12 protein-coding genes are annotated in these 15902 nt (G+C 36.3%); 9 read left to right on the forward strand and 3 right to left on the reverse strand.

The window, feature by feature from the left end:
* Window positions 1-50: 50 nt before the first annotated feature.
* Window positions 51-1151 (forward strand): fatty acid desaturase family protein, encoded by a 1101-nt coding sequence (locus MR054_RS01240; RefSeq protein ID WP_242155398.1) that lies wholly within the window; start codon window positions 51-53, stop codon window positions 1149-1151.
* Between the two features lie 22 nt (window positions 1152-1173).
* On the forward strand, window positions 1174-2358 hold the full coding sequence (locus MR054_RS01245) for a pyridoxal phosphate-dependent aminotransferase (RefSeq protein WP_242155400.1): 1185 nt from the start codon (window positions 1174-1176) through the stop codon (window positions 2356-2358).
* Between the two features lie 141 nt (window positions 2359-2499).
* On the opposite strand, the gene MR054_RS01250 is transcribed toward MR054_RS01245, so the two are convergent.
* The gene (locus tag MR054_RS01250) at window positions 2500-3993 is read right to left on the reverse strand and encodes a TrkH family potassium uptake protein (protein ID WP_242155407.1); all 1494 of its coding nucleotides are present in this window, start codon (window positions 3991-3993) and stop codon (window positions 2500-2502) included.
* Window positions 3994-4011: 18 nt separating this feature from the next.
* The gene (gene trkA, locus MR054_RS01255; protein ID WP_242155409.1) at window positions 4012-5361 is read right to left on the reverse strand and encodes a Trk system potassium transporter TrkA; all 1350 of its coding nucleotides are present in this window, start codon (window positions 5359-5361) and stop codon (window positions 4012-4014) included.
* Window positions 5362-5539: 178 nt separating this feature from the next.
* Here trkA and ubiE point away from each other — a divergent pair, with 178 nt between their 5' ends.
* Window positions 5540-6307, forward strand: a complete 768-nt coding sequence (gene ubiE / locus MR054_RS01260; protein ID WP_242155411.1) for a bifunctional demethylmenaquinone methyltransferase/2-methoxy-6-polyprenyl-1,4-benzoquinol methylase UbiE — start codon at window positions 5540-5542, stop codon at window positions 6305-6307.
* Between the two features lies 1 nt (window position 6308).
* The gene (gene porT, locus MR054_RS01265; protein ID WP_242155413.1) at window positions 6309-7037 is read left to right on the forward strand and encodes a type IX secretion/gliding motility protein PorT/SprT; all 729 of its coding nucleotides are present in this window, start codon (window positions 6309-6311) and stop codon (window positions 7035-7037) included.
* A gap of 84 nt (window positions 7038-7121) precedes the next feature.
* On the opposite strand, the gene MR054_RS01270 is transcribed toward porT, so the two are convergent.
* Entirely contained in the window at window positions 7122-7859 is a 738-nt protein-coding gene (locus MR054_RS01270) for a TrmH family RNA methyltransferase (RefSeq protein ID WP_242155415.1), read from the reverse strand.
* 203 nt (window positions 7860-8062) lie between these two features.
* Here MR054_RS01270 and tamL point away from each other — a divergent pair, with 203 nt between their 5' ends.
* The 5 genes from tamL (at window position 8063) to MR054_RS01295 (ending at window position 15853) form a co-directional block, all read left to right on the forward strand.
* Entirely contained in the window at window positions 8063-10552 is a 2490-nt protein-coding gene (tamL, locus tag MR054_RS01275) for a translocation and assembly module lipoprotein TamL (RefSeq protein WP_242155416.1), read from the forward strand.
* 130 nt (window positions 10553-10682) lie between these two features.
* Entirely contained in the window at window positions 10683-11750 is a 1068-nt protein-coding gene (gene fbaA / locus MR054_RS01280) for a class II fructose-bisphosphate aldolase (protein ID WP_242085622.1), read from the forward strand.
* A 223-nt stretch (window positions 11751-11973) separates the two neighbouring features.
* Window positions 11974-12831 (forward strand): acetyl-CoA carboxylase, carboxyltransferase subunit beta, encoded by an 858-nt coding sequence (accD, locus tag MR054_RS01285; protein ID WP_242085621.1) that lies wholly within the window; start codon window positions 11974-11976, stop codon window positions 12829-12831.
* A gap of 219 nt (window positions 12832-13050) precedes the next feature.
* Window positions 13051-13320 carry a 30S ribosomal protein S15 gene (gene rpsO, locus MR054_RS01290; protein WP_242085620.1) on the forward strand — a complete coding sequence of 90 codons (270 nt, stop codon included), beginning with the start codon at window positions 13051-13053 and terminating at the stop codon, window positions 13318-13320.
* A 283-nt stretch (window positions 13321-13603) separates the two neighbouring features.
* Window positions 13604-15853: a polyribonucleotide nucleotidyltransferase gene (locus MR054_RS01295; RefSeq protein WP_242155419.1), complete on the forward strand. Its 2250-nt coding sequence runs from the start codon at window positions 13604-13606 to the stop codon at window positions 15851-15853.
* Window positions 15854-15902 lie beyond the last annotated feature (49 nt).

Raw genomic sequence — 15902 nt, forward strand, 5'->3', positions numbered from 1 at the left:
AGATATGGTATAATTAACAAATTGTTAAATACCATTTTAAAATTAATAGCATGATAAATAAGTCACTTTCATTTTCCCGAAAAGATTCCGCCAATTTCTTTAGAACCCTGAATAAACGCGTTAACAATTATTTTAAGGAGAATGAAATTAATAGAACCGGAAACTGGAAACTTTGGATCAAAACCATTGTTATGTTTTCTATATTTTTAACTCCCTATTTTCTAATTCTCACTTTAAATGTCCCCGGATGGTTGCAATTGTTATTCACTATAATAATGGGTGTCGGCATGGCAGGTGTAGGTATGAATGTTATGCATGATGGTAATCATGGGTCCTATTCAAATAAAGAATGGATAAACAGGTTAATGGGAAGCAGCATTTATATTCTAGCAGGCAATGTTTACAATTGGAAGGTTCAGCACAATGTCTTGCACCACACCTACACCAATATTCATGGTCATGACGAAGATTTAGATGCCGGACGGATAATGCGATTTACTGAGCATTCCGAATGGAAATGGTACCATAAATTTCAGCATTATTACTCTGTTTTATTATATGGTTTCTTAACTATAAATTGGGCGATTACAACTGACTGGGCTCAAATGAAGCGTTATATGAAACGTAAATTATCCTATGGTAAATTTCCTAACCCTGTTTGGAATTGGAGCAAATTGGTTATTTCAAAGGTTATTTATGTGGGTATTTGGATTGTTATTCCAATGGTGTTTTTAGATATTGCCTGGTGGAAAATCTTATTAGGATTCTTTTTAATGCACTATACAGCAGGTTTAATTTTAAGTGTTGTTTTCCAGTTGGCACATGTCATGGAGGATGCCGAAATGCCAAAACCCGAAAAAGATGGCACTATGAAAAATACCTGGGCCGTACATCAACTTAAGACAACCGTAAATTTTAGCACAAAAAATATGATCGTGAATTGGTTCACCGGAGGTTTAAACCATCAAGTGGAACATCATATATTTCCACATATAAGTCATATTCATTACACCAAAATTTCAAAAATAGTTAAGGAAACGGCTAAAGAATTCAATTTACCATATAACGAATACAAATCTACACGTAAGGCTATTATTGCCCATTTCAAACATTTAAGGGAGATGGGCATTAAACCGGCATTACAAGTTTAACCCTTATATTTTTAAAAGTTACATGCAATTACTATCTGATAGAATTTTAAACATGTCTATATCGGCCACCCTGGCTATGGCCGCAAAGGCAAGAGAGTTAAGAGGCGAAGGCAAAGATATTATTGGATTAAGTCTGGGCGAACCTGACTTTAATACACCAGATTTCATAAAGGATGCAGCAATAAAAGCCATTAATGAAAACTATAATTCCTACTCTCCAGTAGATGGTTATGGAGACCTTAAGGACGCCATAATTACAAAATTTAAAAGAGATAACAATTTAGTTTATAACCCGGCACAAATAGTGGTGTCTACAGGTGCTAAGCAGTGTCTTGCCAACATAGCAGGAGTCATGCTGAATAAGGGGGATGAAGTCATTTTGCCATGTCCGTATTGGGTAAGTTATTCCGATATCGTAAAACTAAACGATGGTGTTTCTGTGGAAGTTAAAACCACAATCGATACCGATTTTAAAATGACCCCGGAACAACTTGAGGCTGCCATTACCCCTAATACTAAAATGATCTGGTATAGCTCCCCATGTAACCCAAGCGGCTCTGTGTATAGTAAAGAAGAACTGAGAGCTTTAGCAGATGTTTTAGTAAAATATCCTAATATTTATGTGGTTTCTGATGAAATTTATGAACATATCAATTATGTTGGTGGTCATGCCAGTATGGCTGAATTTAAAGATATGTACGACAGAACGATAACAGTAAATGGCGTTTCCAAGGCTTTTGCGATGACTGGATGGCGTATTGGCTACCTGGGTGGTCCTGAAAAAATTGCAAGAGCATGTAACAAATTGCAAGGTCAAATAACCAGTGGTGCCAACTGTATTGCACAGCGTGCTGTAATTACGGCTTTAAACGAATCTCCTTCCAGGGTTCAGTATATGATTGATGAGTTTAAAGAGCGTCGTGATTTGGTATTGGAATTATTAAATGGTATTGATGGTTTTAAATCCAATGTGCCAGATGGTGCATTTTATATCTTTCCAAATGTCTCCGCATACTTCGGAAAGACCTTAAAAGGACATACCATCAATAATGCAACCGACTTTTCTTTATATCTTTTAGAAGAAGCCTTAGTCGCCACCGTAACAGGAGATGCCTTTGGCAATCCAGATTGTATCCGTATATCGTATGCTGCATCACAAGAACAAATTATAGAAGCCATTACCCGTATAAAGGCAGCGGTTAACTAAGGATAAGCGTGCTATAACTTAACATATTAGACCTGCCAGGTTTTACTTTAACGACGACATGTTGTAAAATTAAAATATGGCAGGTTTTTTTATGATAATGCCTTTTTCAAAGATATCATCTTAAATCGCATCAAAAACACATCATCGGTTTCTCCAAAAGAAAGGGGTAAACAAGATAAGTACCGTAAACAGTTCAAGTCGGCCAATTAACATCAGGAATGAACACCACCATTTCCCAATAATGGGCATCAGGGAAAAATTATCAACGGGACTAAAATTACCAAAAGCGGGACCAACATTACCCAAACTTGAAGCGGCAACGCCTACCGAGGATTCAAAATCCAAGCCTAAAAGGGAAAATCCTAAGGACCCAATAATAAAGCTAAGCATATACAAAATAAAAAATGCCAGGATGTTGAATACAATGTCACCAGAAATGGCCCTCTTGTTGTATCTCACCGGAACAATGGCATTGGGATGCAACGTGCGTTTAAACTCAAGAAAGCCATTTTTAATCATCAGCAAATGCCTAACCACTTTTACGCCTCCTGCAGTACTTCCTGCTGAACCTCCTAAAAACATCAACCCAAAGAAAAACACCAATAAAAATGGCGTCCATAAAGTATAATCTGCCGAAACAAAACCGGTGGTGGTAACAATAGCCAATACCTGAAATAAACCATGCCTAAAGGCACTTTCGAATTCTCCCCAAACCATAGGATGCGTTATAGACGATTGGTTGGGATCTGCAAAAAAATAGATGGTCAATGCCGCAATTACTGTAAAGACTGCTACAAACCAAAAATAAAGTCTAAACTCCTCGTCTCTTAATATTTTTTGAATTTTTCCTTTGAAAGCAAAATAACTCAACACAAAGTTCATCCCTGCCAAAAACATAAAAACAATAATAATATATTGTATGACCGGTTGCCCGTTATAATGGGCTAAACTTGCATTTTTGGTAGAAAACCCACCAGTAGACAAGGTCGCCATGGAATGGTTTATCGCATCAAAAAAAGGCATTCCTGCAATCTTAAGCAAAGCCGTTTCTATAGCCGTGTACCCGAAATAAATCAACCATAGACGTTTGGCTGTATCTGCAATACGTGGATGAAGTTTGTCTGCACTTGGCCCGGGTGCTTCTGCTGCGAAGAGTTCCATTCCTCCAATACCCAATAATGGCAAGATCGCAATAGCCAAAACAATTATTCCCATTCCTCCAATCCAGTGGGTTAAACTTCTCCAAAACAATATACCATTGGGTAATGCCTCAATATTATTCAAAATTGAAGCACCCGTTGTGGTATACCCTGACATGGTTTCAAAAAAGGCATCTGTAAAACTGGGTATGGCCCCTGTAAATAGATAAGGAATTGTGCCTGAAAGTGCCATTATTATCCATCCAAAAGCTACCACAATATAGCCCTCACGCTTGTTCATCTCCTTGTTGTGATTCAAAGAGGTAAGCATAAAAACGGCTCCAAGCGTAAGTACGGAAAGACCTGAAAAAAACAGGTTTAATGTCACCCCATCGTCGTAGATCAAACTTACCAAGGTAGAGAGCAACATAAATCCGCCATTACACAATAACAGCAAACCAAAAAAATGGATAATTATTTTGAGATTGAGTTTCACTAAATCATTCTTTATGGGCTAGAAAAAAAAACTTTCCACTTTTTTAATGGACTCAGGCAGGCAACATACCACCACCCTATCTCCAGCCTCAATTTTAAAATCACCCAAAGCCAGCATTCCTTGTCCATTTCTAATAACGCCTCCAATAATAGCGGTTAAGGGAAAGTTCAATTCTTTTATAACCCTTTCACTAATTTTAGATTTAGGTTTAACCACAAACTCCAGTAGCTCAGCATCCATACTACTTAATTTGGTCATCGCAACAACATCGCCCTTTCTTATATATCTAAAAATACTATTAGCTGCCAGTAATTTTTTGTTTATTAATGTGTCTATACCTATGGAATGTGAGAGCTCAAAATAATCTATATTCTCTACCAAAGCGATTGTTTTTTTAACACCCTTACTTTTGGCCATAAGACTTGAAATAATATTCGTTTCAGAATTACCTGTTACCGCTATAAAGGCGTCCATATCCTCAATATTCTCTTCTTCCAATAGCTCCACATTTCTACCATCAGCATTGATTATTAACGTATTAGGTAAACGGTCGGCCAGTTCGAACGCCCGTTCTTTATTGTTCTCTACAACCTTAATATTAAACCTGCCATGCGTCAGACTTTTTGCAGTTTTACGTCCAATACGTCCACCTCCAAGAATCATAACATTCTTTATTTCGGTCTTAAATAATCCTGCAAGTCTACAAAGTTCATCGTCGCCTCCTTTCGATGTTATGAATACAACATGGTCCCCCTCTAAAAATACAGTATTCCCCCGTGGAATGGTTGTAAGGTGTGAACCATAACGCTGAATAGCTATGGGGACAAAATGCACATTCGGAATTAATTTAGCGGCTTCCTTTACCGATTTCCCAACAATCTGTGCATTTTGGGTAAGATTCAATCCTAACATCGTTAATGCACCCCCTTCGAACTCGTAGGTATCATTAAATACAGATTGGTTTAACAGTAATTCTATCTCTTTAGCAGCCAGCTGTTCAGGAGAAATTAACTCATCAATACCAAATTTTGTAAAACCAACTTCATCCTTATAATTTATAAATTCTGTATTGGAAATACGTGCAATGGTTTTCTTTGCGCCTAGTTGCTTTGCCAATACACAAGCTGTTATATTTGTAGTTTGTGATGATGTTACAGCAATAAACAATTCGGCCGTTGCCACTCTGGCCTCTTTAAGCAGTCTTATAGACGTTGCGTCACCATTCAATACCTTAATATCTAAATGTGTTTCGGCATAAACAAGATTATGTTTGTTCGGGTCTATTAAAGTAATTTCCTGAGATTCGTAGGATAGTAATTTTGCTAAATGAAACCCAACTTCTCCAGCTCCAGCAATAATTATTTTCATGTGTTCATTCTTATTGTTTTTCAATGGTCATTTCTAAGCTTCCTTGTTTAAAACAACCATTAAACTCAAGATTTATTAGTTATTTTAATAAGAACAGTTTCATAAGATAACCTGACTAATAAGAGAAACAAAGATATACATTTTAACCTAATACAATTATTTGTTTTCAAGTTTCTTAATGCCCATCAATAGTTTATATTTGTCAAAAACTTTAGGATTGACAAATATTAAGCCTTATAAAGACAGCGTTCTCGGTAAAAAAGAACAAGTAAAAAAAATGTTCGACACCATTTCAGGTGATTATGATGGACTCAACCGGGTAATCTCTTTTGGAATAGATGTTAAATGGCGTAATAAAGTGGTAAAATTAGTAAAGCAACATAAGCCCAAAACCATATTGGACATTGCAACAGGAACTGGAGATCTGGCCATTAGTTTAGTAAAAACTGGTGCAGATAACATTGTTGGTCTCGATATTAGTACTGGTATGCTGGAGATTGGAAAAGAAAAAATAAAACACAAGCAACTAGAATCAAAAATACAGATGGTACTTGGTGATTCTGAAAATATTCCTTTTCAAGATAATGCCTTCGACGCCATAACAGTAGCCTTTGGAATACGAAATTTCGAAACATTAGAAAAAGGATTGAAAGAAATTCTACGCGTATTAAAACCCGGTGGTTCATTTGTTATTCTTGAGACTTCAATGCCTAACAGGGCCCCTTATAAACAAGGTTATATTTTTTACACTAAATATATTTTACCTTTAATTGGTCGTATCTTTTCTAAAGATAAGAGTGCATATAAGTATTTATCTGATTCTGCATCTGTTTTTCCTTATGGAGAAGACTTGAACAATATTTTACATAAAATCGGGTTTATTAATGTTACAGATTTTCCGCAAACATTTGGAGTTGCGACTATCTATACATCATCGAAACAGTAATATGAGGCACTTTTTTATATTAATCACATTCTTTTTTATATCATACCATTCACAGGGTCAGTTATTCACCAAGAAGAAAGTACAATATGATGCCAATCAAGGCAGGCGCTCTACCGATAACGACCTTTTGAGATGGGGGTATTTTCTGGGCTTCAACAGTTATGATTTCAATTTTGATTACAATCAAGACCTTCGTGATATTTATGTTAAAAGAAGTCCGGGGTTTAGTGTAGGTCTTATAGGAAACTTACGTATAAACAATTATATTGACTTAAGATTAGAACCCGGTTTAATAATTACTACAAGGGAACTTCATTATAGTACAAGCTATTTTGTTGGTACATCATATAATAATTCCGATTTAATGCGGGAAGTTAAATCCACTTACATCCATATTCCTTTGTTGGTTAAATTTTCAACAAAACGTATTAATAATTTTAAACCCTTTATCGTTGGCGGTGTATCCACAGCGCTGAATTTATCGAGCAATGAGAACAATCCCAACGATAATAGTAATGGTCAATTCAGATCGAAAAAAAATACCCTTTTCTATGAAATGGGATTTGGGATTGATTTCTATTTATACAATTTTAAATTCACCCCTACAATTCGTGGTGTTTTTGGAATTAATGATGAACTGGTTAGGGATAAAGATCCCGCCAGCCCATGGACAAGTAATATTACCTCTATGAAAACCAGGGGCGTATTTGTTAATTTTACATTTCAGTAAGGGGATTTAAATTTTAAATTTTAATATTTGGAAACAAATAGGTGTCTTGTTTAAAATGGAGACTTACCTCCCTTTACGTTCCATTTATATTCTTCTCCTAAATTCACTAAGTAATATGGCTGTGGCCGTGGCTACATTCAAACTTTCGGTTTTTTGTATTGCTCCAAACTGTGGAATTGCTATCTTTTTAATGGTTAAACCTTCAATTGGATTTGAAACACCATGGGCTTCGTTACCCAAAACTAAAATTGCGGATGGAGACAATTTGGTTTCATAAATATTTTCCCCTTCCATAAAGGCCCCATAAATGGGAAGATGACTCGCCTTTAAAAACAATTCCAAATCCACATAATTTATATTTACACGTATTAATGACCCCATTGTTGCCTGTACCACCTTAGGATTATAGCAATCTACCGTTTCTTTACTACAAACTAAATCGGTAATACCAAACCAATCACAAAGCCTGATTATCGTTCCTAAATTTCCTGGATCTCTAACATCATCTAAAGCAACTAGTAATCCTGAATGATTTACAGGTTGCTGAGCGGGAATCTTGAATATAGCAAGAGCAGAATTGGGTGTCGATAATAGGCTAATGCGCTTTAAATCAGATTCAGAAATTAAAATGTTATGGAGACTGGAATTGGAAATGGCATCAATATTGAAGGATTGTGTCGTATATAAGGCATGAAGCTCTAAATGGGATTGCAACAATTCTTTGATGGTTTTTAAACCTTCAGCTATAAACAACCCATGTTGCAGTCGGTATTTTTTTTGCCTCAGGCTATTAATTAATTTGATTTGATTTTTTGAAAGCATTTGCTTATGATTTTCATGTTATAAAGAAAATGAAAATTTAACGGACTAGATAATTGTGAGCCAGGATTATTTATATACAATTGAAATAATGTATTTTTGAATCCATAATGACTAAAGCAGTATTGATAATTTAAAGCATCTCTTAACCTAATTCAATTTACATTTATTTGAAACTCCAATACGTCAAAATATCAGTTTCTATAATGGTCTTAATCCACCTTACATCGTGTGATGCTGTTAAAAGAGTTCCGCAAAATGAATATTTACTTACCCATAATACTGTGATTATAAATGACAAAAAAGACAATTCAGAAACCATCAGTAATCTCATATATCAAAAGCCTAACAGAGCCATTTTAGGACTTCCATTACGCCTGCACCTATACAACCTGGCACGTCCAAATATAGATTCTATTATACAAGTCAAAATTTATGATAATAAAGATAAAATGACTTGGAAAACAAAATTGTTGTCGAGAAAACAATTGGAAAAAGATATCGCAACAAGAAAGGGATTTAATTCATGGCTAAAACGTACAGGCGAAGCACCGGTTATTTTAGATGAAGAAAAAACCAAAAAATCACTTATTAGACTTCAAAATTACCATATTAATAATGGCTGGTTTGATGCAGAAACAACCTATAATTTGATCAAAACCGATGACAAACGGGCTAAAATTGAATATAATGTTGAAACAGGCCCAGCCTTCATCATTGATTCCATTTCAAAAAAGATTGAATCGCCCTTGGTCGAATTGCTTTATGAAGCCACCCAAAAAGATGCCTTGATAAAATCTGCTGAGCAATATAGAACCGTTAATTTTGAACAGGAACGAGATAGAATTTCCACGGAGTTACGAAATAGAGGTCTTTATCGTTTTGGTCAGGAACATGTGTCTTTCGAAATAGATACCGTTGGTACAAATAAGAAAGTAAATGTAGGGGTGCTAATAAGCAACAGAATAGTCACTAATCCCGACACTACAATAGTAAAACCCTTTAAGATCTTCAAAGTGGATAAGGTCAATATTTATACGGATGACACCTTTGCTACAAGGGATTTACCGTATGAAAATGAAATCACATATAATGGCTACCAACTGTATAGTCATGATAAAATGCGCTATCGTCCGAAAGCCATTACCGATGCCGTTTTTATTGCCCCAAAGACCATCTTTAGGGACATAGATCGTACACGATCATACCGGTACTTAAATGAATTGCGTACGTTTAAATACCCGGAAATTAAATATATTGCGGAAACAGATTCCACATTAATTGCCAATGTATATTTAACTCCGCTTAAAAAATTTAGTTTAGGCTTTAGTGCTGAGGTATCTCAAAGTAACATTCAGTCGGTTGGACTAGCTTTAAACCCGAGTTTACAAATTAGAAATATTTTTAAAGGGGCCGAAACCTTTGAAATTTCGGCCATTACTTCTATTGGAGCTTCCAAGGACAAAAACAACATAGATGATCCCTTTTTTGACATCAACGAATTCGGTATCGATTTAGGGCTTAGAATACCACGACTGTTTTCTCCATTTAATACGGATAAAATAGTCCCTAAGTATATGTCACCAAGTACGAGAATAAGTTTATCCACAACCAGTCAAACCAATGTAGGGCTGGACAAACAAACGTTTAGTGGGAGTTTTAATTACAATTGGTCTCCTTCAAATAAAATCACTAATAATCTGGATTTATTTAATGTACAATATGTGAGAAACTTAAACGTAGAAAATTATTTTCGTGTTTATGAAAGTTCCTATAATTCCTTGAATAATATAGCTAAGGATGTAAACTATATTCCTCAAGACAATGATTTAGGTATCCCTGTAGACACAGATATCTTTTTGGATTATGCTCTGGCCAGTCCTACTCCCAATGAGATTAATAGTGCCCAATTATCTACCATTAACAGTATTAATGAAAGAAAAAATAGACTGACAGAAAATAATCTGATATTCTCTACCAGTTTTGGGTTAACCAGAGATGTGAGAACTAACTTGTTTGATGAAGATTTTTCTATTTTTAGGTTTAGAGTGGAGTTCGCAGGCAACTTGTTGTCCAACACTTCCAAACTGTTAGGTTTGGAAAAAGATGAAGATAATAGATATAAAATCTTTAATGTGGCCTTTTCCCAATATGCTAAAACCGAATTTGATTACATTAAGCATTGGGATTTAGGCAAAAAAAATGTATTGGCAATGCGAAGCTATTTTGGTATTGCCATCCCCTATGGGAACTCAAACAATATTCCGTTCTCAAAAAGTTTTTTTGCCGGTGGCGCCAATGATAATAGGGCATGGACAGCGTATAGTTTAGGTCCTGGAAGTTCAGAAACACGTAACGAGTTCAACGAGGCCAATTTAAAGCTGGCCTTAGGTATGGAGCAACGCTTTAATCTTTTTGAAGACCTTAATGCAGCCATTTTTATCGATGCCGGTAACATATGGAACGTACTGGACGATGTTGAAGATGAACGAGCCACTTTTACCAGTTTAAAGTCCTTAAAAGATATTGCCGTAGGTTCAGGATTTGGCCTGCGCTATGACTTTAGCTTTTTTGTATTTCGGTTTGATATTGGCTTCAAAACTTATGATCCATCATACCAAGAGGCCAACCGTTGGTTCAATGATTACAACTTTAGAAATGCCGTTTACAATATTGGTATAAACTACCCCTTCTAATCTTATAAATCTTAAAACACACTATAACGTTTTAGTTTAGTTTTATGTTTTCAACACATAAAAGGACATGTTATTATTCAAATTTTGATTACTTTTGAACCTATTACTAATCAACAAATTATTGAGAATAATGGGACACAATATTAAACCCGGAGTTGCGACTGGAAAAGAAGTGCAAGCTATTTTTAATCATGCAAAGGCCAACAATTATGCGCTCCCTGCAGTGAATGTTATTGGCTCAGACACCATTAATGGTGTTTTAGAGACTGCTAGGGACCTTAATGCACCGGTCATCATTCAGTTTTCTAATGGTGGAGCACAATTTAATGCGGGCAAAGGATTGAGTAACGAAGGACAAAAAGCGGCTATTGCCGGAGCTATTGCCGGTGCAAAACATGTACATACCTTGGCAGAAGCATACGGTGTTCCCGTAATTCTGCACACCGATCATTGTGCTAAAAAATTGCTGCCTTGGATAGATGGATTATTGGATGCTAGTGAAAAACATTTTGCTGAAACTGGTAAATCCCTTTTTAGCTCCCACATGATTGACCTTTCAGAAGAACCAATTGAAGAAAACATAGACCTCTGCAAACAATACCTGGAGCGTATGAGCAAAATGGGCATGACCCTGGAAATTGAATTGGGTATAACAGGAGGGGAAGAAGATGGTGTTGATAATACCGATGTTGATGATTCTAAGCTTTACACCCAACCTGAAGAGGTTGCTTATGCCTATGAAGAGTTAAGTAAAGTTAGCGACCAATTTACCATTGCTGCAGCATTTGGAAATGTTCATGGTGTTTATAAACCCGGTAATGTAAAATTAACCCCTAAAATCTTAAAAAATTCTCAGGAATATGTTTCAGAAAAATATGGTGTTGGGCCTAACCATATTGATTTTGTATTCCACGGCGGGTCGGGATCAACAGTTGAAGAAATTAGAGAAGGAATAAGCTATGGTGTAATTAAAATGAACATTGATACCGATTTACAATATGCCTTTATGAGTGGTATTCGTGATTATATGAGTAGCAAATCAGACTATTTACAATCACAGATTGGAAATCCGGAAGGAGAGGATTCACCAAACAAAAAATATTATGATCCACGTGTTTGGTTACGTGAAGGAGAAAAAACATTCGTAAGTCGCCTGAAAAAGGCCTTTGAAGACCTGAACAACGTGAATACCCTATAAGCCTTGTTGACCATATATAGCGGTTATATAAATCCTGCAAACAAGCAGGATTTTTTATGTCCAAATATTCGACAAATAATAATTTTCTACCGGCGCTGCCACATATTTAAAATAAAGCTTTAATTTTGTGCTGAAAGTTATTAACTCAGATAATTTTTAAATAAACCTTACCAAAATAATCCATCCTTTATGGTAATAAAGGATATCAAAAATATAAATCCATATGTCTTGGTTTAAAAGAAAAGATAAAGGAATTCAAACGTCAACCGAAGAAAAGAAAGATACACCAAAAGGACTTTGGTATAAATCCCCTACGGGAAAAATTGTCGACACCAAAGAGTTGGAACAAAATTTTTATGTAAGTCCCGAAGATGGGTATCACGTAAGAATTGGTAGCAAGGAATATTTTCAAATTCTTTTTGACGATAACAAATTTAAGGAGCTAGATTCAAATTTGGAATCTAAAGACCCTTTAAAATTTGTTGACACTAAAAAATATCCGGAACGATTAAAAGCTGCTCAAGATAAAACTAAACTAAAAGATGCGGTACGTTGTGCCGTTGGCAAGTCTAAAGGAAAAGATTTGGTCATTGCTTGTATGGATTTTAGTTTTATTGGTGGATCTATGGGCAGTGTGGTTGGAGAAAAAATAGCGCGAGCCGCCGATTATTCCTTGGAACACAACATTCCATTTATGATAATTTCAAAATCCGGGGGTGCCCGAATGATGGAGGCCGCATTATCATTAATGCAATTAGCCAAAACTTCAGCAAAATTAGCGCAGCTGGCTGATGCAGGTATTCCTTATATTTCATTATGTACAGATCCAACTACCGGAGGGACTACAGCATCCTTTGCCATGTTAGGTGATATCAATATTGCAGAACCAGGAGCATTAATCGGATTTGCAGGCCCCCGAGTTGTAAAAGACACAACAGGTAAGGACTTACCGGAGGGCTTTCAAACTTCAGAATTTTTATTAGAACACGGGTTCCTGGATTTTATAACTCATAGAAAAGAGCTTAAGGAGAAGGTTAATCAATATATTGATTTAATTACCAACCAGCCTCTCAGGGCTTAAACCGTATTGCCCTTTCGTAACCCTTGTTAGTCAACGATTAATGAGATAACAGGTTTTAAACCTATATCCTCTTATTTACAAGGCTCCCAAAAGGATAAGCTCTTGAAAAAACCTTTAGTTTTTTGATAAAGATTGAATGCAATAAAATAAAAATAACTATCTTTGCCGCTCGAAAGAAAAGCTTTCGTATACATAACAATCATTTACAATAATATTAGCATGTATTTAACTAAAGAATTAAAAGAAGAGATTTTCACCAAGTACGGTAAAGATAAAAACGATACTGGTACTGCTGAAGCTCAAATTGCGTTATTTACGCACAGAATTAATCACTTAACTGAACACTTAAAAAACAATCGTAAAGATTTTAATACAGAGCGTTCATTAGTAAAATTGGTAGGAAAGCGTCGTGCTTTATTAGATTACTTAACTAAAAAAGATATCTTAAGATATCGTGCTATAGTAAAAGAATTAGGATTAAGAAAATAAGAAAAAGGGGCTTATACAGCCTCTTTTTTGTTTTAAAATACAGTTACAACGTCATTTCGAGTAATGTAACTTACCTGTGTCAATTGCAGTCATAATCTGGTAATTGATCGAAATAAGGAAAATACCTGTTCGCCTTTAATGGGCCGCGATGACATATAGAAGAAGCTATTTAGAGTTTTTCATTGGTCTGACTTTAAAGTCAAAAACAACTACACACAACACAACGACCATTGTTTAACATTTTTCTGGTATGACTAATTACCAGATATTGAATTAAAAAATTATGATTCCAAAAACATTTAGAGAGGTCATTGACCTTGGTGACGGTAGGGAAATTTCTATTGAAACCGGAAAATTAGCAAAACAAGCTCATGGTAGTGTTGTTGTGCAATCAGGAAACTGCATGTTATTATGTACAGTTGTATCCAATTACAAAGCCTCAGACGTTGACTTTTTACCGTTAACGGTAGATTACCGAGAAAAATTTGCGGCTGCCGGACGTTATCCGGGAGGATTTTTTAAAAGAGAAGCAAGACCAAGTGACGGCGAAGTACTAACCATGCGTCTTGTAGACCGTGTTTTACGTCCATTGTTTCCTAAAGATTATCACTGTGAAACACAAGTGATGATTCAGTTAATGTCACATGACGAAAACGTAATTCCGGATGCTATGGCTGGTTTGGCTGCATCGACCGCCATTCAGCTAAGTGATATCCCATTTGAAACACCCATTTCTGAAGTTCGGATTGGACGCGTAAATGGTGAATTCATTATCAATCCTTCATTAGCACAATTAATGGAATCTGACATTGATATGGTTATTGGTGCCAGTGCAGACTCTGTAATGATGGTTGAGGGCGAGATGAATGAAGTTTCTGAAGAAGAAATGACAGAGGCCATTAAGTTTGCTCACGAAGCCATTAAAGTACAATGTGAGGCACAAACAAAACTGGCTGAAGCTTATGGTAAAAAGGACATACGCGAATATGAGTCTGAAGAGGAGGATGAGGCATTGGCCAAAAAAATTCATGACATGGCTTACAATAAAGTCTATGCTGTTGCCAAAGCAGGGTCGTCTAAACAAGAACGTAGTGCGGCGTTCACTGAAATTAAAGAAGAAATTACGGCCACTTTCACCGAGGAAGAACAAGAAGAGTTAGGAGATTTAATTTCTAAATACTACAGTAAAGCTGAAAAATCAGCGGTTAGGGATTTAACACTGAATGAAGGGTTACGTTTAGACGGACGCCAGACGACAGATATCAGACCCATATGGTGTGAAGTTAATTACTTACCATCCACACACGGTTCAGCGATTTTTACGCGTGGTGAAACTCAAGCCTTAGCGACAGTAACCTTAGGTACGTCTCGAGAAGCTAACATGATCGATATGCCGTCTTTTGAAGGTGAAGAACGCTTTTATTTACACTATAACTTCCCTCCGTTTTCAACGGGAGAAGCAAGACCCATTCGCGGGACATCAAGACGTGAGGTCGGACATGGAAATTTGGCACAACGTGCTTTAAAAAGAATGGTTCCCGAAGACTGTCCTTATACCGTGCGTGTTGTCTCAGAAGTATTAGAAAGTAATGGTTCATCTTCCATGGCCACAGTATGCTCCGGAACAATGGCTTTAATGGATGCCGGGGTGCAATTGAAAAAACCTGTTTCTGGTATTGCTATGGGACTAATAACGGATATAGAAACTGGAAAATATGCTGTGCTTTCAGATATATTAGGTGATGAAGACCACTTAGGGGACATGGACTTTAAAGTGACCGGAACTGCCGATGGTATTACAGCTTGCCAAATGGACATCAAAGTTAAAGGGTTAAGCTACGAAATTTTGGTTAAAGCATTAAAACAAGCTCGTGATGGTCGCTTGCATATTTTAGAGAAATTAACAGATACTATTGCCGCACCAAATAGCGAAGTAAAACCACACGCCCCTAAGATGGTGACTAAAGTTATTCCTGGAGAATACATAGGTGCTGTAATTGGGTCAGGTGGTAAAGTGATTCAAGAATTACAGAAAGAAACAAAAACAACCATTGTTATTAATGAAGATCCTATAACTGAAGAGGGAATAGTTGAAATTTTAGGTACCGATCAGGAAGGTATTGATAAAGTTATTGCTACCATTGATGCTTTAATGTTTAAACCGGAGGTTGGCAGTATTTATGAAATGAAAGTGACCAGAATATTGGATTTCGGGGCAGTATTGGAATATATCGAGGCGCCAGGGAATGATGTTCTCATCCATATTTCAGAATTAGCATGGGAACGTACTAATAATGTTACTGATGTTATTAATGTTGGTGACACCCTAGATGTAAAGTACCTTGGTTTCGATCCTAAGACCAAACGAGAAAAAGTATCGAGAAAGGCACTTTTACCAAAACCTGAAGGATATCAGGAACGTCCGCCAAGAGACCATAATAAAGGCCATCGCGATAACCGAGGCAGAAACAATCGTGGTAGAGATAATCGTCGTGATGACAGAAGGTCTGGAGAAAGCAGGAAGGAAGAATAATTTTTCTGTATTACATAACGTAAAAAGCCTATCAAATTCTTCTTGATAG

Origin of the sequence: Aestuariivivens sediminis (assembly GCF_022662105.1) — a bacterium.
In the GTDB taxonomy this organism is placed as follows: Bacteria; Bacteroidota; Bacteroidia; order Flavobacteriales; family Flavobacteriaceae; genus Aestuariivivens; species Aestuariivivens sediminis.